We start from the raw sequence: 21953 nt of genomic DNA, 5'->3' as shown, positions 1-21953 counted from the left end.
AAAAAGACTCTTAAAAATTTTTTGAAAAATATAAATAAAAAATTAACGTTTTGAAAATTGAGGAGCACGACGAGCTTTTTTTAAACCATATTTTTTACGTTCTACACAACGAGAATCTCTTGTTAATAATCCAAATTTTTTTAAAATAATTCTTGAACTAGGTTCCGCTTCAACTAAAGATCTAGCTATCCCTAGAAGAATCGCTCCCGCTTGAGATGTTATTCCGCCGCCATAAACATTAGCAACAATATCATATTTTTCTAAAGTTTTAGTTAATTTTAAAGGCTTAATAGTTTCAATACGAATTTCTTTAGAAGGAATATAATCGACAAAATCTCTTTTATTTATTTTAATATTCCCGGAACCTGAAACTAAAATTACTCTTGCAACTGAACTTTTACGTCTGCCTAAGCCAAAATATTGATTTTTATTCATTACAAATTATACCTCTAAAATTTTTGGTTTTTGTGATTCATGTCTATGTGATTCATTAGGATAAACAAACAACTTCTTGCGCATTTGATTTCCTAATTTAGTATGCGGCAACATTCCGAAAATAGCTTTTTCCACAACACGAGTAGGAAATTTTTTCATCATTTCTCCAGCAGTTATTTTAAATAACCCACCTGGATAACCTGAATGTCTATAATAAACTTTTTTTTGCCATTTTTTCCCTGTTAAATGAATTTTCGACGCATTAATAACAGCAACATAGTCGCCATTATCAACATTTGGAGTATAATGAGTTTTAGCTTTACCTTTTAAAATACTAGCGATCTTAGTGGCGCATCTTCCTAAAACTTTTCCTTGAACATCAACTAAATACCATTTTTTAACTACTTGTTTTTTATTAACAGAAAAAGTTTTATTATTAAATTTTAACTCTTCATTTTGATTTATAGTATCAGCCATAAATATATAACGCTTCCCTACCTAGACAATTTTTTATCTATAATTTACTTAATAACTTTCAATTAAACTTATTTTTTTATACAAAAAAATAAAACAACATTAACATCAGTTTAAAAAAAATCATCTTAAAAATTTATAATATAATTATATAACAATAACATTAAAATGTCAATAGAATTTATAATCTAATTCATAAAAAAAAATATAATTAAAATAAAAATATAATATTTTATTTATTTTAATTATATTTTTTTTTATTAAAATAAAATTTTGAATATACTTATATTTATTTTTATATATGTAAATTTTTATGGAGCGAATGATGGGAATCGAACCCACATCTTTAGCTTGGAAGGCTAAGGTAATAACCATTATACGACATTCGCTTATTTATATAATGGTCGGGAAGACAGGATTTGAACCCGCGACCTCCTGGTCCCAAACCAGGCGCTATACCAAGCTAAGCTACTTCCCGCTTAATAATTATATAAAAAAATTAAACAAACAGATGGCACACCCAAGAGGATTCGAACCCCTAATCTTCTGATCCGTAGTCAGATGCTCTATCCAGTTAAGCTATGGGTGTTTTTTTGGAATATTATTATTGGTGACCCGTACGGGATTCGAACCCGTGAATGCATGCGTGAAAGGCATGTGAGTTAACCGTTTCTCCAACGGGCCTAATCTTTATTTATAAATACAAAAATATAAAAAACATTTTTTTGTTATTTTAAAATGCTATCGAAATAAATAAATAATAAAAATATGATTTGTAATTATTACATAAACAATTTTAACATAAATTAATATAAAATATAATTAAAATAATATTTTTTCATTATATTAAAAAAATAATTAAAAAAATCAAAACTTTTTAAAAAATTTTAATAAATATTTAGAATAAAAAATAATTTTACAAATTCACATACTTATTTAAAATCAATATTTTATTATATTAATATTATAGTTTATTTACAATTATTAATCAATATTTAAAATCTTTTTTTAAATTAAAAAAAGTATTTCAACAACAACTAAAAAATATTTTTGATAATATAATCAATTACAATATTTGTTTATAACATTTAAAATTAAAAATTTATCAAAATTATTAATTTTTTAAAAAAAAGAATCTCTTTTAGAAATTCTTTTTTTTAAAAAATTAAATTTTATTTTATTATTTTTTTTCATAAAAAGATAAAATCAGAACAATTAAAATAAATTATATATTTTAATTTAATATTATTTTATAATTTATATTTATTTTTGATTATTTTTATTTCCTTTGAATGTTTTTAACATGCTTTTTAATACGGTTTTCTTATTTTTTTTATTTTCGTCTGTTTTTTCGTCATTTAATAACGATTTCTCTTCTTTGATTTCTTCTTCAGATGAATCATTTTCTTCTTCATTTAATTTGTCATTTTCAGAAATAACATTATTAGTCGGAACAATATCATTCGAATTCATAATTGGAGAATTTGAATATGTTTTAGTAAAAGCAAAAACAGAAGCATAAAAAATCAAAAACGTAAATAAAAATGTAACAATAAACAATTTGGAACCAAATTTTATAAAATTATAATTTTTATTAATTATTATATAATCCTCATTTACTAATTTATTTTTTTATTTTAACTATTATTTTAACTATTATTTTAACTATGAAAGTGATTTTATTACAAACCACCAAAAATATTATAAATGTTTTTTGTATAATTTAAACATTTTTTTAAATAATATTTTTTTCTAATTGAACAATTATTGAACAATTGCTAATCAAAATAAAATTAACTGATCACGTTAGAATATGTAGTTGTTTCGTAAATAAGAAAATAAGTATTTTATTTAAATTAAAAATAATTTTTTCATGTTTTTGATGAAAATTATTTATTTTTTAAACGATTAATTTGTTTAATAATTTTACTTATTTTAAAATTTTGAATTTGATTAAAAATTGTTTTTAAATGATCTTGAGAAATAGTTTGTATTTGTTTTTGAATTTTAAAATAAGAACTATTTAAAGATTCTGACATTTGTTTAATTTTTTCGTTTTCTTCTAACATTTTTAATAAATTGTTTTGTATTTTAGTTAAAGAATTATTTAAAATATGCTCTTTCATTTGCCGAAAACTTTTATTTATTTCTTCTTCATCACAAAATTTTTGTTTTTTTTCTGACAGAGCCAAAATTAATTCTTTATTTTTTCTTCCTAAAGCGGTAATGATATTCAAAAAAATAAGTAAATAAGAAGGTCTAACGATAAACATGTTTTTATATTCATTTACTTTTTTAACAGGACTATCATTTTCTTTATCATATTCTAATTCGCTTACTAATAACGCAAATTCTAAATTTTTATTATTACGGTCTTTATCTAATTTTTTAAAAAATTGTTCATTTTTTTGTTTTTTAGTTTTTTCTAATAATTTCGTTTCTGATTTCATTTCTAAAAGAGCCGAAGTTAAAATTTCATTTTCTTTTTTATTTTGGTCAAAATGTAATTTATAAATAAAATCACCTTTAGTTCCGTTGATAATTTCGTTATCTTTATACCAAGAAATATCATCAGTAATTAATATTTGATTTTGCATTTCATTATCACACCATTTTTCTAAATTTTCGCCTATTAACTTAATATTAAAATTAGATCTTGTTAAGGTTAATTTAGTAATTTCGTTCTTTAACTGATTAATTTCATTGTTTTTTATATTTTCTAATTCCATTGTTTTTTTAATCAATAAAATCTCTTTTTCGTTATCATATGTTTTTATTTTTTGTTCATATTCTTGTTGAATTTTTGTTATTTTTTCTTGCATTTCTTCGTTATGTATACGTTGTTGTAATAAATTCAAATCTAATTCTAAACATTCTTTTAAATTAATAATATCGCCTTTTTGAGCATTTTCTTGTAATTCTAATTCATATGAATTTTTAATTAAAACTTTTATTTTTTTCATATTTTATTTTTTTATTTTTATTTAATTTTTTTTAAAGAAATAATTTCGTTAAAATTAATTACTTTTTCTTCGGTATTGGTTAAACAAAAATAACCTTTCCTAATAAATTGGAATTTGTTATAATTTGCATTTATATCTAAACTACCTTCAGCGAAAGCTGTTTTTCGTATCCAAGAAGAATGATTAAATTCTGCTTTTAAATCTTGAGGATTATTATTTTCAAAAAGAGGTTGATAAAAATTTAAAAAAACTTTTTTAGCTGTATTTATTTCTACAAAATGAATAGTTCCGTTAGGTTTTCTTTCATTGAAAGAAGTTCCACTTTTTGTTTTCGGATCATAAGTAGCTAAAATTTCGATAATTTCGCCTTTTTGATTTTTTACAACATCCACCGCTTTAATAAAATAAAAATAAAATAATCTAACTTCCTCATTTAAAAATAATTTTTTAGATTTAGGATCTAATTTTTCCATTTGGAAATCTGATTTTTCAATATAAATATGTTTAGAAAAAAAAACTTTTCGCGTTCCTAAATCAAGATCTTTATGATTATGATAAGGAACATCAGAAGATTCTATTTTATCTTCAGGATAATTAATAATAGTCACTTTCAAAGGTTCATCTACAACCATTATTTTTTTAGCTTTTTGTTGTAAATCTTCTCTTAAAAACGAATGTAACATATCTTGGTTGACATGGGTATTATTTTTAGACAAACCAATTTCAAGAATAAATTTTTTAATAGATCCTGGAGTATATCCTTTATTTCTCATACCTCTTAAAGTTGGCATTCTAGGATCATCCCATCCTTGAACTAAACCGGAATTAACTAAAAATTTTAAACTTCTTTTGCTTAAAATGGTTTGTGTAATATTAAGACGACCGAATTCTATTTGAGTCGGAACATGTTCCATTTCGGTTTCTTTTATGACCCAATCATATAAAGGTCGATGATCTTCAAATTCAAAAGAACATAAAGAATGCGAAACGCCTTCGATCGCGTCTTCTAAAGGATGTGCGTAATCATATGAAGGAAAAATAAAATAATGTTTGTTTTTCAAAGTATAAGCATCAAGAATTTTATATAAAACAGGATCTCTTAAATTCATATTAGGACTTGCCATATTAATTTTAGCTCTTAAAACTTTGGTTTCTTCTTTAAAAACACCATTTTTCATTTGTTCAAATAATTCTAAATTTTCTTCTATACTACGATTACGATAAGGAGAATTTATTCCTGGCGTAAATAAATCTCCTCTATATTTTTTTAATTCTTCCGAACTCAAATCATCTACAAATGCTAAATTTTTTTTAATTAATGTAACTGCTCTTTCATACATTTCTTCAAAATAATCAGAAGCAAATAAAATTTTATCTGGTGTATAACCTAACCATTTAACATCTTTGAGAATAAAATCCACATATTCTTGTTTTTCAACAATAGGATTTGTATCATCATATCTTAAATAAGTTTCCCCGTTAAAAAATTTTGCTAATTCGAAATTAATAATAATAGAACGCGCATGTCCTAAATGGAGAAACCCATTCGGTTCTGGCGGAAAACGAGTAATTATTTTTGTATATTTTTTATTTTTCAAATCTTTTGCGATAATACTCTTGATAAAATTAGATTCTTGAAACATTTATTAAATAACCTCACTTATTTTATCAGTAAATTTTTAAATAAAATATATTTTATATTTTGTGATTATCCTATAGATAAATCAGGATTCCCTGTTAAATTATATTTCTTCTGCCCTTTAGAGGAGCCAAATATATTTTGATAATAAGCAGCAACTCCGATCATAGCTGCTTGATCAGTACAATATGTAGGAGAAGGTATAATCAATCTTAATTCTGGAAAATAATTTTTAAATTGATTTTTTAAAAATTGATTAGAAGCCACTCCTCCTACAATTATTAAATCTTTAGAAGGATATAAATTTAAAGCTCTTTTAGTTTTTGTTATTAAAACATCTGCGACACTAGATTGAAAAGAAGCGCAAACGCTATTAATATCCAAATCAATATCTTTTCTTTTATTAATAAAATTTATAATTTGGCTTTTTAAACCTGAAAAGCTAAAATTTAAATTTTTATTTTTTAAATAAGGGCGCGAAAATGAAAATAAATCTTCTCCTTTTGATGCTAATTTTTCAATTATAGGGCCGCCAGGATAACCTAAATTTAAAGTTCTAGCGATTTTATCATAAATTTCACCTACTGCGTCATCTAAAGTGGTACCTATTTGTTTAATTTGAAAGTGATTCTTAAAATAAAATAATTCCGTATGTCCTCCTGAAATCAAAAGAACTAAGGAAGGGAATTTTATTTCATTCTCTATTTGGGCAGCATAAATATGACCTATCAAATGATTAACACCTATTAAAGGTTTGTCATAAATATAAGCAAAAGTGTTTGCGGCATTAACACCAGCAAATAAAGAACCGATTAAACCGGGACCTTGAGTTACAGCTACCAAATCAACTTCTCGAGGATTTATTTGAGCTTTTCTTAAAGCTTCTTCTAAAACCAAAGTAATAATTTCTACATGTTTACGAGAAGCTAATTCTGGAACTACACCACCAAATTTTTGATGATATTTTATTTGAGAAAAAATCACATTAGATAAAATATCTTTCCCATCTTTTACAACTGCAATACTTGTTTCATCACAACTAGTTTCGATTGATAAAATAATCATATTATAGCCAATTACCTAACTTCTTTCTTTTTTTAAAAACGAAATTCAAATTATATTTCAAGATTGAATATAATAATTAGGAACTAAATAAGAAGGTTTTTCTACTTTTTTCATATAAAACAAAATTTTTAAAGGAGATATTTTAAAATTATCTTTATCTAATAAAAAATGATTTTCGAAACTATCTAAAAAATCTTTTTCATAGATATTTTCGGCTAAAATAATTTCTTCATTTTTTAAACTTAAACTATAAAAAAAATTTCGTTTCGCATAAATCTTAGGAGTTTTGATTTTTTGTGTATATCCGCTAGATAGTAGCAACAAACTACTTATTTCATATAAAGATATATTAAGTTCTAAAGATAAAATTTTTGATGTCAAAACTGCTAATCTGCTCCCTATATAAGAACCTGGACCGACTCCAACAATAATACCATATAAATCTTTTAAATTTAAATTATTTTTTTCTAATATTCTAGAGATCAAAGGAATTATGTCAGAAACAAAATTTTGTTTTAATAAATTAGTTTCTATACTAATAATGTTTGTAGAAGTACTCAAAATAACTATTTGAACATTAGTAGAAACATCTAAAATAATATATTTTTTCATTTTATCAGAAACCATATATGAAAAATATCACTTTCTTATATTCGATATTCAATATTACAATGTATCAATATTTTTTTCTATTAAAATATCTCTTTTTTTACTATTCAAAACTTTAATTTGAATTCTAAAATCCCAATAATTAAAAAAAGAAATTATATTTTGGTTTGCCTCGATTACTACAATATCGCCTTCATCTGTATTTTCCAATAATTCTTCTATTTCTATTGCAAAACATTTCATTTGCTTTTCGCCATCATATTTATCATCTAAAAGACGGTATAAATCTAAATGATGCAATTTTTGTTTTTTATTTTGATGAGTTTTTAATAAAAGAAAAGTAGGGCTCTTAACTTCAGTTTTAATACCTAATTTTTTCGCTATTCCTTTAGTAAAAATTGTTTTCCCGGAACCTATTATTCCTTCAATGATAATAATACATCTTTTTTTTTCTTTATTTAAAGAATTTTGAATAATTGTTTGGCACAAATAAAACCCTAAATTCTTAGTTTGAGTTTTTGAAAAAGTTATGATGTTGTAATAATTTTTTGTTTTCGAAAAATACATATTTATCCAAACCTTAATAAATTATTTTAATATAAAAAAATAAAAAATCAACTAATTTTTCTAAAAAATTTATTTAGATGATTTTTTTATTTACAAATTAAAAAATACTAATTTACAAAATATCTATTTTTTCTGTATCTTTATTATTGATAACAACAAAATTAAATAATTTATCAGTATCTTTTAATTTAACTAATTTATTTCCTTGAGTTACTTTGGATTTAGGGGTTGGAATTTTGTTATTGTTAACTAATCGAATTATTTTACCACGATCAGAAATTAAAATTAATTCTTCACCATTCAAGACAGCTTTTAATGCAATAATTTTACCATTTTTAGAAGTAATTTTTAAAGTTTTTATTCCTTTTCCACCTCTTTTTTGATTTTTATATTCATTAATTTTATTTTTCTTACCATATCCTAATTCAGTCACAACTAAAATATCTTGTTTATCTGATTCAACGATGGTAGCTCCTATCAAAGTTTCATCAGAATTTAATTTCATTCCAATAACTCCGCTGCCCATTCTACTAGTTTTTTTAATAGTTTTTTCGTTAAAACGAATAGCTTTACCATCAGAACTCGCCATAATAATATCTTGTTCGCCTGAACTTTTTAAAACTGTCAAAACTTCATCATCATTTTTTAAAGTGAAAGCTATTTTCCCTTTACTTTGAATATTTTGATAATCTGCGATATTATTTCTTTTTATTAAACCTTTTTTAGTTATTAAAACCAAATAATTATGTTCTTGTTTCGAATTAAGGTTAATACTTGTAACAGAAGTCAAGAATTCTCCTTCGCTTAAAGGAACTAAATTTATAAGTGGTATGCCTTTGGCTTGGCGCGAATAATCAGGTATTTCATAACCCTTCATGCGGTAAACTTTTCCTTTGTTTGTAAAAAATAATTGATAATCATGAGTAGAAGTAATAACTATATGTTTCGCGAAATCATTTTCATTCATAACAATTCCGCTAACGCCAATTCCGCCTTTATTTTGTTTTTTATAAGTATCTAAATCTAAACGTTTGATGTAACCTTTATTAGTAATAGTAATAAGAATAGCTTTTTCTTGAATTAAAGTTTCTTCAGATATATTAATTTCTATATCTTTTCTTATTAAAGTTTTTCTTTCGTCTTGGAAAACTTTTTTTAATTGTGACAATTCTTTTTTAAGAATTTGTTCTTTTTTAGTTTGAGAATTAATAATAATTTCGCATTCTGAAATTTGTTTAATTAAATTTTGTTCTTCTATTTTTATTTTTTCTATTTCTAAATTTGTTATTTTTTGTAAACTCATCTCTAAAATATATTTACTTTGAATTTCATCAAAATTATATTTTAGCATTAATTTTTCACGTGCTTCTTTTACATTACTAGAATTTTTTATTAATTCGATTGCGTCATCAATATCATTTAAAACAATTACCGCTGATTGAATTAAATGTTTTTTAGCTAAAGCATTTTTTAATTCAAATTGTTTTTGGCGATTAATTATATTTATTCTAAAAGAAAAAAAAGCTTCTAAAATTTGTTTCAAATTAACAAGTTGAGGTTTTTTATTAATTAAAACAATCATATTAAAATGAAAAGATACTTGTACTTGAGAACGTTTATACAAATTATTTAAAAATATTTTAGGATTAATATCTTTTCTTAAATCAATAACAATTTTAATACCTTGGCGATTAGAAGACTCATCTCTCAAATCTGTAATTCCATCTAAAATTTTGTTTTTATGTAAAGAAACAATATTTTTGATTAAATTACTTTTTTTAATTTGATAAGGAATTTCCGTAATAATTATCGAACTTTTATTTTTTTCAGAAGTCACAATATCCGTTTTAGCACGAATAATAATTTTTCCTCTTCCTTTTTCATAAGTTTCTTGCAATTTATCAACTTCTAAAATTTCTCCACCAGTAGGAAAATCAGGACCTTTAATATATTTTGCTAATTCAGAAATAGAAATCTCTTTATTATTTATATAAGCGGTCAAAGCATCAATGACTTCGCCTAAATTATGAGAAGGAATATTAGTAGCCATTCCTACAGCTATACCCGTTGCTCCATTTACTAAAAGATTAGGGAAACTTGTCGGAAGAATTACTGGTTCTTTTTCACTTCCATCATAATTATCTACAAAATCAATAGTATTTTGATCTATTTCTTTAATTAATTCCATTGCTATTTTAGACATACGTACTTCTGTATAACGCATTGCCGCAGCAGAATCTCCATCAATAGAACCAAAGTTACCATGACCATCAATTAAAGGATAACGATAATTAAAATTTTGTGCCATTCTTACCATTGCTTCATAAATACTACTATCACCATGAGGGTGATATTTACCCATAACATCACCGACAATTCTAGCAGCTTTTTTGTAACTAGATTGCGCGGAAACACCTAATTCTTTCATACTATATATAATTCTTCTTTGAACGGGTTTCAAACCATCTTGAATTTCTGGTAAAGCTCTCGAAACAATAACACTCATGGCATAATCTAAAAAAGATTTTTCCATTTCGCGACTAATATTTACTTCTTTAACAGATCCTATATTATTTATTTCTGAAATATCAGAATTCGAATTATTTAAAGAATCATTTTTTTTAATTTTATTTGACATAATTTAATCGCCTTTTTAATATTAATAAATTAAATATCTATATTTGCTTTGTAAGCGTTTTGTTCAATAAATTTTTTTCTTTGAGAAACAAGTTTCCCCATTAATTTATCAAAAATTTTATCAGCTTCTACAGCGTCTTTCAAACATACTTTCAATAAAGTTCTGTGTTTCGGATCCATAGTAGTGTCCCAAAGTTGTTCTGGATTCATTTCCCCTAAACCTTTGTATCTTTGTGAAGAAATTTTTTTATTTTGAATTTCAATGATGTTTTTATATTCTTTATAATCTTTTTCATTATAAAAATATTTAATTTGTTTATTTTTTTCTACTTTGTATAGAGGCGGTTGCGCAAAATAAATATAACCATTTTCAATTAAAGGTTTTAAATTTCTAAAAAAGAAAGTAAGAATTAAAGTTCTAATATGAGCTCCGTCGACATCAGCATCTGTCATTATAATAATACGATGATAACGCGCTTTACTTAAATTAAATTCTTTATCAATACCTGTTCCTATTGCTTGTATTAAAGAGACAATTTCATTATTACTTAAAACTTTTTCTGCATGAGATTTTTCTACATTAATAATTTTACCTCTTAATGGTAAAATAGCTTGAAATTGAGAATCTCTTCCTTGTTTAGCAGAACCTCCCGCCGAATCTCCCTCTACAATATATAATTCAGATAAAATAGGATCTTTTGTATAGCAATCAGTTAATTTAGAATTAAAATTTAATAAGTCTAAAGACATTTTTTTTCTAGTAATTTCACGTGCTTTTTTAGCAGCTATTCTAGCTTTCATAGATAATAAACATTTATCTATTATTTGCTTAGCTTCTTGAGGATTTTCTAATAAATGACTTTCCAAAAATTCACCAAAAGATTTAGAAATAAATTGCCTAACTTCATGACTGCCTAATTTATTTTTAGTTTGACCTTCAAATAATGGATTAGGATGTTTTAAAGAAATAACAGCTGTAATACCTTCTAAAGTATCTTCGCTAATTAAATTGGTTTCTTTTTTTAATATTTTTTTATCTTTAGCATATTTATTTAATATCCTATTTAAAGCTATTTTAAAACCTTCTTCGTGTGTCCCGCCTTCCTTTGTAGGAATATTATTAACAAAAGAATAAATATTTTGGTTATATTTATTTGTATATTGGAAAGTAATTTCATAAAATATGTTGTTAGAAAAATATTCTTTATAAAAAATTTGAGTTAAAGTGTTTTTATTCTGATTTAAGTATAAAATATATTCCTTAACACCTTCTTTATAATAAAAATTAAATTTTTGAACTGGTTGAACTCTACTATCAATAATGTTTAATTTAATATTTTTGTTCAAAAAAGCTATCTGTTGCATTCTATCTTTTAAAACATCTAATTTATAATTAAAATTTTCCATAATTTCAAAAATTGTCGGATCAGGAGTAAATGTAATTATTGTTCCTTTTTGATTTGTGAACCCTTTTTTAGTTAAAGGAATGATTGGAGTGCCTTTTTCATATTTTTGATAATATATTTCATTATTCAAATGAATTTCGACAATAAACCAAGAAGAAAGAGCATTTACAACAGAAGCTCCAACTCCATGTAATCCTCCAGAAATTTGATAAGAAGAATTATCGAATTTTCCGCCAGCATGCAAAGTAGTCAAAATAGTTTCTACAGCTGGTTTATTAGTTTTTGGATGGATATCGACTGGTATACCTCTTCCGTTATCGGAAATACGAATAATATTATTATCTAAAATTTCTAAATTAATTTCGTCAGCAAAACCTGCTAATGATTCATCTATAGAATTATCTATAATCTCCCAAACTAAATGGTATAAACCTTTTTCAGAAGTAGAACCGATATACATACCAGGTCTTATCCTAACAGCTTCTAATCCTTCTAAAACTTGAATACTGTCAGCGTTATATTTCTTAATTTTAGTCATTTATAAATTCGAAATCTCCTATTTTAATTTTAGATTAAAAAAAATTTAAATATTTTTTTATATCATAAAATGTTTTTTTATTAAAAAACATAATTGAAAACAATATAAAACATTTATAGAACATTATAACATAAAAAACGCTAATTTATATAAAAATTAGCGTTTTTACGTTATTTATTTTTATTCTAAATATTTTTTTAATAAATAATAATACTTAATTAATATTAATAAAAACTATTTTTAAATATGTTCATTATATTATGATGATTTTTAATAATAAATTATAGAAAAAAACCTAATAAAAATCGTCAATAATAAAAATTTCAAAAAATTACTACATTAAATTTAATTAAAAATTTAAAAATATTATCCATATAATAAAAAAATACTTTAAAAAAGTCTTTTTTTATTATGCATGGGAAGAGACTGTTATAAAAGTTTTTTTCAAAATTACCACTAAAAGCGATTCTCAAAAAAATGATTATTAATAGTTTAAATTATTTTTTTCAATTTGTCAACATAAAAATCACAAAAAATAATTTTTTTTCAAAACAGCTTCAAAAACTGTCTAAAATAGATTTTTATTCTTTTAAAAAAATATTTTAAAAAAAATAAAAAAAGAAAACTAACTAGGAATTAATATAGTGCTTCAAAAAAATATTAAAAAATAATTAAAAATTATCATATCAATAAAATTAAGAATAAATTTTTGATTTTTTATAAAAGATAAATTAAAAATAATAAAATAAATACAAATAAAAAAATAATAATAAATATTATATAATTTGCCAAATTATTCTTATTTTGTTGTTCTAATATATCAAAAGTAACTGAAACTTTTCCTTCGAAATCTTTAGAAACTATAATAGTGCCTTCAGGATTTAATATCCCATCCACTTGAAGATTGTTTTGATCTAAAATAGGATTTAAATTTTTAATTTTCGCTATAATTATTTGATTATTAATTTCATCCAAAATTCCTAGTTTTGTTGTTTTCAAAACATCTCTTAATCGAAAAGTTTGTTGCATAATTTGTGAAGGCGTTGTTTTAATATTATAAGTAACTAAAACTTTTCCTTCGAAATCTTTAGAAGTAATTATAGCTTCTTGTAAATTAGGAATTTCATCAAATCGAAGTTCGTTTTTATTTAAAATAGGATTTAAATTTTTAATTTTATTTATAATTGTTTGAATACTAATTTCATCCAAAGTTCCTAGCTCTGTTTTTGTTAAAAAATCTTTCAATTTAGGAATTTTGGGTGTATTTTGTTTCAAATGATAAGTAACAGACACTTTGCCTTCAAATTCTTGAGAAAAAATAATGGCCTCTCTATTACTTAGTATTTTTTCAACTTGAAGATTATTTTTATTTAACATAGGATTTAAATTTTTGATTTTATTTATAATTGTTTGAATACTAATTTCATCTAAAATACCTAATTCTGTTTTTTTCAAAAAATCTTTCAACTTAGAATGTTGGGGTGTATTTTTTTTAATATTATAAGTAACTAAAACTTTTCCTTCGAAATCTTTAGAAGTAATTATAGCTTCTTGTAAATTTGGAATTCCATCAAATCGAAGTTCGTTTTTATTTAAAATAGGATTTAAATTTTTGATTTGATTTATAATTGTTTGGATATTAAAATCATTAAAAGTTCCTAGTTCTGTTTTTTTCAAAAAATCAATCAAATGAAGAGTTTTGGGTGTATTTTTTTTAATATTATAAGTTACAGACACTTTGCCTTCAAAATCTTTAGAAGTGATTATAGCTTCTTCTAAATTCGGAATTCCATCAAATCGCAAATTTTTTGAATTTAAATTAGGATTTAAATTTTTAATTTTATCTATAATTGTTTGAATACTAATTTCATCTAAAGTTCCTAGTTCTGTTTTTGTTAAAAAATCATTCAATTTAGTAATTTTGGGTGTATTTTGTTTCAAATTATAAGTAACAGACACTTTCCCTTCGAATTCTTGCGAAAAGATAATAGCTTCTCTATTACTTAGTATTTTTTCAACTTGAAGATTATTTTGATTTAACATAGGATTTAAATTTTTAATTTTATTTATAATTGTTTGAATACTAATTTCATCTAAAGTTCCTAGTTCTGTTTTTGTTAAAAAATCTTTCAACTTAGAATTTTGGGGCGTATTTTTTTTAATATTATAAGTTACAGACACTTTGCCTTCAAATTCTTGAGAAAAAATAATGGCCTCTCTATTACTTAGTATTTTTTCAACTTGAAGATTATTTTTATTTAACATAGGATTTAAATTTTTGATTTTATTTATAATTGTTTGAATACTAATTTCATCTAAAATACCTAATTCTGTTTTTTTCAAAAAATCTTTCAACTTAGAATGTTGGGGTGTATTTTTTTTAATATTATAAGTAACTAAAACTTTTCCTTCGAAATCTTTAGAAGTAATTATAGCTTCTTGTAAATTTGGAATTCCATCAAATCGCAATTTTTTTGAATTTAAATTAGGATTTAATTTTTGAATTTTATCTATAATTGTTTGATTTGCGAAATCATCCAAAGTCCCTAGTTCTGTTTTTGTTAAAAAATCTTTCAATTTAGGAATTTGGGGTGTATTTTGTTTCAAATTATAAGTAACAGACACTTTCCCTTCGAATTCTTGCGAAAAGATAATAGCTTCTCTATTACTTAGTATTGTTTCAACTTGAAGATTATTTTTATTTAACATAGGATTTAAATTTTTAATTTTATTTATAATTGTTTGAATACTAATTTCATCTAAAGTTCCTAGTTCTGTTTTTGTTAAAAAATCTTTCAATTTAGGAATTTGGGGTGTATTTTGTTTCAAATTATAAGTAACAGACACTTTCCCTTCGAATTCTTGCGAAAAGATAATAGCTTCTCTATTACTTAGTATTGTTTCAACTTGAAGATTATTTTTATTTAACATAGGATTTAAATTTTTAATTTTATTTATAATTGTTTGAATACTAATTTCATCTAAAGTTCCTAGTTCTGTTTTTGTTAAAAAATCTTTCAATTTAGTAATTTTGGGTGTATTTTGTTTCAAATTATAAGTAACAGACACTTTCCCTTCGAATTCTTGCGAAAAGATAATAGCTTCTCTATTACTTAGTATTTTTTCAACTTGAAGATTATTTTGATTTAACATAGGATTTAAATTTTTAATTTTATTTATAATTGTTTGAATACTAATTTCATCTAAATTTCCTAGTTCTGTTTTTGTTAAAAAATCTTTCAACTTAGAATTTTGGGGCGTATTTTTTTTAATATTATAAGTTACAGACACTTTGCCTTCAAATTCTTGAGAAAAAATAATGGCCTCTCTATTACTTAGTATTTTTTCAACTTGAAGATTATTTTTATTTAACATAGGATTTAAATTTTTGATTTTATTTATAATTGTTTGAATACTAATTTCATCTAAAATACCTAATTCTGTTTTTTTCAAAAAATCTTTCAACTTAGAATGTTGGGGTGTATTTTTTTTAATATTATAAGTAACTAAAACTTTTCCTTCGAAATCTTTAGAAGTAATTATAGCTTCTTGTAAATTTGGAATTCCATCAAATCGAAGTTCGTTTTTATTTAAAATAGGATTTAAATTTTTGATTTGATTTATAATTGTTTGGATATTAAAATCATTAAAAGTTCCTAAATTAGTTATTTTTAATATTTTTGAAAATCTATTTTCATAAATAAAAGAAAACTTATACTTTTGCAATAAATTATCATTTGATCTAACTAATGGCGGAATTCCTAATACAAAATAATATTTATTACCTGGCATAAAAAAAGAAGCATCAGAAGGAAAATTACTACTTTTATCAATAATCTTAGCTAATGACATATTTTTTAAAAAAAGTGTTTTATCTTTATCATCTACTAAAATTCTTTTTTGATTTATTTGATTTATCAAAAATTGTTTTAAATCGTTTATTTTAGGGCTTGAAAAATCATTTCTTGATAATAAATCAAAATTATAAGTCTTTTCGGCGTAAGCTACACTTTGGATACAAACAAAAAATATGAAAATAATAAAATAAAAAAAATATTTTAAATTGATTAGTTTATAATTTTTATTTTTTATCATAATTTATGATGCTACCTTTACTTTATTTTTTAATTAAAGCTAAATATAAATCAATAAATTAAAATATAAAAATTAAATTCTAACTAAATTTTTAATAAAAATATTTTGTAAAAATTATTTGTTTGTATAAAAAATATATTTATTTAAATATCATAATCAAACATAAAATAATCTTTGTTAAAAAATATAAAATATTACTAACCAATATCTTTAAATTATTATATTTTTATATAATACAAAATATCTAATATATTTATATTATATAAAAATATAATAATAGTTAAAAACTTTATTTTGATTTAAGTAAAAAAATAAGTCAAATTATTTATTTTTTAAATAAAAAATTTGACTTATATAAATAATTATCTTTAATTTAAATTAAAATAAATTATTTTTTATAAAAAAATCATAAAGTTTATCTTCTTCAATATCAGGAGCTATTAATTTAGCATGTTTCTTAACTCCTTCATTATGAGAATGCGATAATCCAATACCAATGCCAATATCAGAATATTTAATCATATCAACATCATTCTCGCCATCTCCCATACAAATCAATTTATATTCCGGATATAAAGCTTTAATTTTTCTAATTCCATGTATTTTATTAACTCCTTTACGGACTAAATCTACCCCACAATGAGTTCTCCAATAATAAATTTCAAATTGTCCTAAATCTTTGATAAATTTTTCAAGTTTTTCATTATTAGGTTCAAAAAGCCAAATTTGATAAACATTATTGTTTAAATGAAATGTAGGTTCTACAACAGAATTTTTATTAGTACAATATTTGTAACCTAAAGTAGGCGAAATTAAATCTTGTTCACTAGGTACAATTTCTTGGTAAAGTCCTGTCATTCCGATTTTCATACCTACTGCATGAGCTTTATCAATTAAATTTTGAACCTCTTTTTTATCAAAAGGTCGATCATCAATGACTTTATCATTAATTTGTGTCAAACCACCATTAAATAAAACTAAATGTTTAAAACAATGTTGTATTTCGCTTAAAACATTTAATCTTTTAATATTACGTCCTGTAGCTATTCCTAACAAAGTATTAGATTGTCCGGATAAAGTTTTAATAGTTTTTAAAGTTTGTGGCAAAATAGTTTGTGATCGAGAACTTAAAATAGTGTTGTCAATATCAAAAAAAAACATTCTTTTATTAGAATTCATTAAAATCCCTGTAAACTCCTTTATATTTTGGATAAAATTAAGCTTTATTAATGCTTCCGAAAAGTTCTAATTTCTTTCTAAGTTCTGCTTTTATAGCTAAATAACCTGGCTTTAATAATTGTCTTGGGTCAAAACCTTTATTTACTAAATCTTTTTTGTCTTCGATATATTTTCTAGTGGCTTCTGCAAAAGACAATTGAAATTCAGTATTAACGTTTATTTTAACTACTCCTAAAGAAATTGCTTTTCGAATCATTTCTTCAGGAACACCAGTGCCTCCATGAAGCACTAAAGGAGTTTTATTATTAGTTAATTTTCGAATTTGTTCAAAAACTCCAAAATCTAATCCTTTCCAATCCATAGGATATTTTCCATGCACATTACCGATTCCGGCGGCCAACATATCAACACCTAATTCAGCGATTTTTTGACATTCATAAGGATCAGCGATTTCACCTTGGCCTATAATACCGTCTTCTTCTCCACCGATACCACCTACTTCAGCTTCAACTAAAATACCTTTTTTATGACAAAGCGAAACAATTTCTTTAGTTTTCTTTAAATTCTCTTCAAAAGGATAATGGCTTCCGTCAAACATAACTGAAGTGAAACCTGCTTCTAAAGCTTTTTGTGCGCCTTCATAAGATCCGTGATCTAAATGTAAAATAACAGGAACAGAAATATTATAAAAAAAATCTAAATTTTTTACTAAAGCGACCACTGTTTCGAAACCACCCATATATTTAGCAGCTCCTTCTGAAACTCCTAAAATAACAGGAGATTTTAATTCTTCAACAGTTTCTAAAGCGGCTTTAATCCATTCTAAATTATTAATATTAACCTGTATTATTGCATATTTATTTTCATGTGCCTTTTGAATAATGTTTCTATCTGAAGTTAACATTTTTTTTCCTTTCTTGGGAACCAAGCAAAAATTATAAATTTATTTTTAAAAAATAAAAAATTTCAAAATTTTCAATACTATTTAATTTAAACAAGTTCAACCATTTTCAAAAGTAAACGAGTTAATTGACTTACATAACTCATTTCATTATCATACCAAGAAATTAATTTTACAAAACGTGGTCTTTCTTTTAAAATTTGAACTGTATTAGAATCAAATAAAGAACCAAAACTTGTTCCGATAATATCAGATGAAACAATCGGATCTTCAATAAAAGCTAAAGTTTCATTGGCATTTTTTTTAAAAACATCATTAATCATTTCTACAGTAACTTCTTTTTTCAATTCAACTGTTAAATCCACTAAAGAGCCTGTTACACTCGGCACTCTAATCGCTGTTCCATCTATTTTACCTTTTAATTCAGGAATAACTAATGAAATCGCTTTTGCAGCTCCAGTGGAACTTGGAACTATATTAACAGAAGCAGCTCTTCCTCTTCTAGTCCAAATGCCTTTCGAATGTGTTTGATCAATAAGAGATTGATCATTAGTATAACTGTGAATAGTAGTCATAAAAGATTGATCAATACCAAAATTATCATTTAAAACTTTTACAATTGGGGCTAAACAATTAGTTGTACAAGAAGCTCCACTGATAATATCATCTTCTTTTGTTAAAATATCATCATTAACATTAAAAACAATCGTTTTAACATTGCCAGTAGCTGGTGCACTAATTAAAACTTTTTTAGCTCCTGCTTTTAAATGTAATTTAGCTTTTTCTTCGCTTGTGAAAAAACCGGTACATTCTAAAACAATATCTATTCCTAATTTTCCCCAAGGCAAATCTTGTGGATTTCTTTCTTGGAAAATATGAATTTTTTTACCTTCTACTATTAATGAATTTTCATCAAAAGTAATAGCATCTTGTTTATAACTACCTTGTGCGCTATCATATTTTAATAAATAAGCTAAAGTTTCTGGCGTTGACAAATCATTAATTGCTACAATATCAATATTACTATTTCCAAATAAAGAACGAAAAGATAATTTTCCAATACGTCCTAAGCCATTAATCGCTATTCTTTTTTTCATAATTTTTTTACCTTCTTATTATTAACAAACTTTCTCAATACATTTTAAACCTGGCATTTCTTTTTCTTCTAAATATTCCAAAAAAGCTCCTCCGCCAGTAGAAATATGACTAAAATTATTATCTAATTTAAATTTAGATATTGCAGCTGCGCTATCTCCGCCACCAATAATTGTAGTAGCTTGATCTTTAATTTTGCTAATCATTTGTGCTATCGATCTTGTTCCTTGTGAAAATTTTTCAAATTCAAAAACTCCTACAGGACCATTCCATACAACTGTTTTCGCAGACATAATATAATGTTGAAACAAAGAAATAGTTTTAGGTCCGATATCTAACCCCATCATATTACAAGGGATTTTGTTAAAATCAGAAATAAGAGTTTGAGTGTCTGGATCAAATTTATAACCACACACAAAATCTTGTGGCAAAATAATTTTTTTGCCTTCTTTTGAAGCTAATAATCTTTTAACTAAAGGAATTTCATTTTCTTCTAACAAACTTTTTCCGATTTCCAAATTTTGAGACTTCAAACAAGTGAAAGACATTCCGCCGCCAATCAAAAGAAAATCTACTTTTTTCAAAAGATTTTCAATAATTTTGATTTTATCAGAAACTTTAGAGCCGCCTAAAACAGCAACTAAAGGTCTTTGAGGTTTATTAACAATTTTATGTAAAAAATTAATTTCTTTTTCAACTAAAAAACCAAAACATTTCTCTGAAATATAAGTAGAAATACCAACATTAGAAGCATGAGAACGATGGCAAGTTCCAAAAGCATCATTAACAAAAACATCACCTAATGAAGCCCAATATTTACCTAATTGAGCATCATTTTTACTTTCTTTTTTGCTATCAAGATCTTCAAAACGAGTATTTTCCATTAATAAAACAGAACCACATTCTAAATTATTAATTTCTCTTTCTAATAACTCTCCTTTTGTTCTAGGGACAAAAACAACTTTTTGATTTAAATAAAAAGATAATCTGTCGGCTACTACTCTTAAACTTAATTTGTGTAAATCTTCCTGTGTTTTGACTCTTCCTAAATGAGAAAGGATAACTATTTTACCTTGATTTTTTTTAAGATATTCTACGGTGGGCAAAATGGCTTTAATTCTACTATCATCAGTAATGACTCCTTTTTCTAAAGGAACATTTAAATCTGCTCTTAATAAAATTTTCTTATTTGCGATATTCGAAATATCTAATTTATTAAGTGTTTTTTGCATTGCATATTTTCCTTAAAATATAATTTTTTTAATAATTTATAAATTATTTTTTTATAAATCTTTTGAAATATAAAATAATTTAATTTTGTATCATTCTTTTTGTTATAAAATTAAAAACATTATAAACTAATTATAAATATTCAATAATATTAAAAAGTTTATCAGGTGTGCTTTTATTATTCAACACATTGTCAAAACTAGTATGAATTATTTCTTGTTTTTTTATACCTATTGCACAATTATGAATATTTTTATTCAACAATTCAACAGCAAAAACACCCATTCTTGTAGCTAAAACACAATCTTCTACAGTAGGAGTACCGCCTCTTTGTATATGACCTAAAACTTGAGCTCTCGTCTCAAAACCACTATAACTTTCGATGTCTTTAGCTAAATCAAAAACATTTAAAATATTTTCGGTAATAACAATAATAGCGTGTCTTCTTTTTTGTTCTTTTAAACTTTTGATTTTATCTAAAATCGTTTTTTTAGGTATAAAATTTTCTTTTGTGACAATCAAATCTACACCAGCGGCGATCCCGCCATATAAAGCTAAATCGCCTTTATTTCTTCCCATAACCTGAAGAATAGTACATCTATTATGTGATAAAGAAGTATCTCGTAATTTTTCAATAGCATCCATAACATTATTAACAGCAGTACTAAAACCAATTGTAAAATCTGTATCAGTAATATCATTATCGATAGTAGCCGGAAGACCTATACATTTGATCCCTAATTCTTCTAATTTCGTAGCCCCATTATAAGAACCGTCTCCGCCAATAATAATTAATTTATCAATCCCTATTTTTTTTAAATTTTGTACACATTTTTGACGTACACTTAAATCATCTTTAAATGAAAGAAAACGTGAAGTTCCTAAAAAAGTTCCTGAAACATTAATAATACGTGATAAATTATCAGGAGTTAAAATTTCAATCTCATTATTATATAAACCAAAATAACCATCTTTAATGCCATAAATAGTGCAATTTTTTTTAGTTCCTGCTAAAACAATAGCTCTAATAGCACTATTCATTCCTGGAGAATCTCCGCCAGAAGTTAAAACTGCTATTTTATTTATTTCTTCTTTATGTGTCATTTATAATAATTCCTTT

Annotated in this window: 16 protein-coding genes and 4 tRNA genes; all 20 read right to left on the bottom strand. The window is 24.1% G+C overall.

Annotation, left to right across the window (positions count from 1 at the left end; translation table 11 throughout):
• Window positions 1–42: 42 nt before the first annotated feature.
• The 20 genes from rpsI to CWO85_RS02265 all read right to left on the bottom strand — a co-directional run bounded on the left by rpsI (window position 43) and on the right by CWO85_RS02265 (window position 21937).
• Entirely contained in the window at window positions 43–435 is a 393-nt protein-coding gene (rpsI, locus tag CWO85_RS02360) for a 30S ribosomal protein S9 (protein WP_121464044.1), read from the bottom strand.
• A gap of 6 nt (window positions 436–441) precedes the next feature.
• Window positions 442–912 carry a 50S ribosomal protein L13 gene (gene rplM / locus CWO85_RS02355; RefSeq protein ID WP_121464043.1) on the bottom strand — a complete coding sequence of 157 codons (471 nt, stop codon included), beginning with the start codon at window positions 910–912 and terminating at the stop codon, window positions 442–444.
• Between the two features lie 311 nt (window positions 913–1223).
• Window positions 1224–1298, bottom strand: a tRNA-Gly gene (locus CWO85_RS02350).
• Window positions 1299–1310: 12 nt separating this feature from the next.
• Window positions 1311–1387, bottom strand: a tRNA-Pro gene (locus tag CWO85_RS02345).
• Window positions 1388–1421: 34 nt separating this feature from the next.
• A tRNA-Arg gene (locus CWO85_RS02340) sits at window positions 1422–1498 on the bottom strand.
• A gap of 19 nt (window positions 1499–1517) precedes the next feature.
• Window positions 1518–1593 (bottom strand) — tRNA-Glu (locus CWO85_RS02335).
• A 579-nt stretch (window positions 1594–2172) separates the two neighbouring features.
• On the bottom strand, window positions 2173–2382 hold the full coding sequence (locus CWO85_RS02330; protein WP_161554983.1) for a hypothetical protein: 210 nt from the start codon (window positions 2380–2382) through the stop codon (window positions 2173–2175).
• Between the two features lie 416 nt (window positions 2383–2798).
• Window positions 2799–3872: a DUF2130 domain-containing protein gene (locus tag CWO85_RS02325; protein WP_121464041.1), complete on the bottom strand. Its 1074-nt coding sequence runs from the start codon at window positions 3870–3872 to the stop codon at window positions 2799–2801.
• A 17-nt stretch (window positions 3873–3889) separates the two neighbouring features.
• Window positions 3890–5515, bottom strand: coding sequence for a glutamine--tRNA ligase (gene glnS / locus CWO85_RS02320; protein ID WP_121464040.1), 1626 nt, complete (start codon window positions 5513–5515; stop codon window positions 3890–3892).
• 65 nt (window positions 5516–5580) lie between these two features.
• Window positions 5581–6576 (bottom strand): tRNA (adenosine(37)-N6)-threonylcarbamoyltransferase complex transferase subunit TsaD, encoded by a 996-nt coding sequence (gene tsaD, locus CWO85_RS02315; protein WP_121464039.1) that lies wholly within the window; start codon window positions 6574–6576, stop codon window positions 5581–5583.
• Window positions 6577–6633: 57 nt separating this feature from the next.
• Window positions 6634–7188 (bottom strand): tRNA (adenosine(37)-N6)-threonylcarbamoyltransferase complex dimerization subunit type 1 TsaB, encoded by a 555-nt coding sequence (gene tsaB, locus CWO85_RS02310; protein WP_236628355.1) that lies wholly within the window; start codon window positions 7186–7188, stop codon window positions 6634–6636.
• 54 nt (window positions 7189–7242) lie between these two features.
• Window positions 7243–7752, bottom strand: coding sequence for a tRNA (adenosine(37)-N6)-threonylcarbamoyltransferase complex ATPase subunit type 1 TsaE (tsaE, locus tag CWO85_RS02305; protein ID WP_121464037.1), 510 nt, complete (start codon window positions 7750–7752; stop codon window positions 7243–7245).
• Window positions 7753–7864: 112 nt separating this feature from the next.
• Window positions 7865–10390 (bottom strand): DNA gyrase subunit A, encoded by a 2526-nt coding sequence (gene gyrA / locus CWO85_RS02300; RefSeq protein WP_121464036.1) that lies wholly within the window; start codon window positions 10388–10390, stop codon window positions 7865–7867.
• Window positions 10391–10419: 29 nt separating this feature from the next.
• Window positions 10420–12333: a DNA topoisomerase (ATP-hydrolyzing) subunit B gene (gene gyrB / locus CWO85_RS02295; protein ID WP_201736607.1), complete on the bottom strand. Its 1914-nt coding sequence runs from the start codon at window positions 12331–12333 to the stop codon at window positions 10420–10422.
• 717 nt (window positions 12334–13050) lie between these two features.
• Window positions 13051–16428, bottom strand: coding sequence for a hypothetical protein (locus CWO85_RS02290; protein ID WP_121464035.1), 3378 nt, complete (start codon window positions 16426–16428; stop codon window positions 13051–13053).
• 378 nt (window positions 16429–16806) lie between these two features.
• Window positions 16807–17607 (bottom strand): HAD-IIB family hydrolase, encoded by an 801-nt coding sequence (locus tag CWO85_RS02285; RefSeq protein WP_121464034.1) that lies wholly within the window; start codon window positions 17605–17607, stop codon window positions 16807–16809.
• A gap of 37 nt (window positions 17608–17644) precedes the next feature.
• Entirely contained in the window at window positions 17645–18511 is an 867-nt protein-coding gene (fba, locus tag CWO85_RS02280) for a class II fructose-1,6-bisphosphate aldolase (RefSeq protein ID WP_121464033.1), read from the bottom strand.
• A gap of 86 nt (window positions 18512–18597) precedes the next feature.
• The gene (gap, locus tag CWO85_RS02275) at window positions 18598–19605 is read right to left on the bottom strand and encodes a type I glyceraldehyde-3-phosphate dehydrogenase (RefSeq protein ID WP_121464032.1); all 1008 of its coding nucleotides are present in this window, start codon (window positions 19603–19605) and stop codon (window positions 18598–18600) included.
• Window positions 19606–19626: 21 nt separating this feature from the next.
• Complete coding sequence (locus CWO85_RS02270; protein WP_121464031.1) at window positions 19627–20835, bottom strand: phosphoglycerate kinase; 1209 nt, start codon at window positions 20833–20835, stop codon at window positions 19627–19629.
• A 130-nt stretch (window positions 20836–20965) separates the two neighbouring features.
• Window positions 20966–21937 carry an ATP-dependent 6-phosphofructokinase gene (locus CWO85_RS02265; RefSeq protein WP_121464030.1) on the bottom strand — a complete coding sequence of 324 codons (972 nt, stop codon included), beginning with the start codon at window positions 21935–21937 and terminating at the stop codon, window positions 20966–20968.
• Window positions 21938–21953 lie beyond the last annotated feature (16 nt).

This window comes from Candidatus Phytoplasma ziziphi (assembly GCF_003640545.1).
GTDB lineage: Bacteria > Bacillota_I > Bacilli_A > Acholeplasmatales > Acholeplasmataceae > Phytoplasma > Phytoplasma ziziphi.
This window is presented reverse-complemented; position numbering and strand designations above follow the sequence as displayed.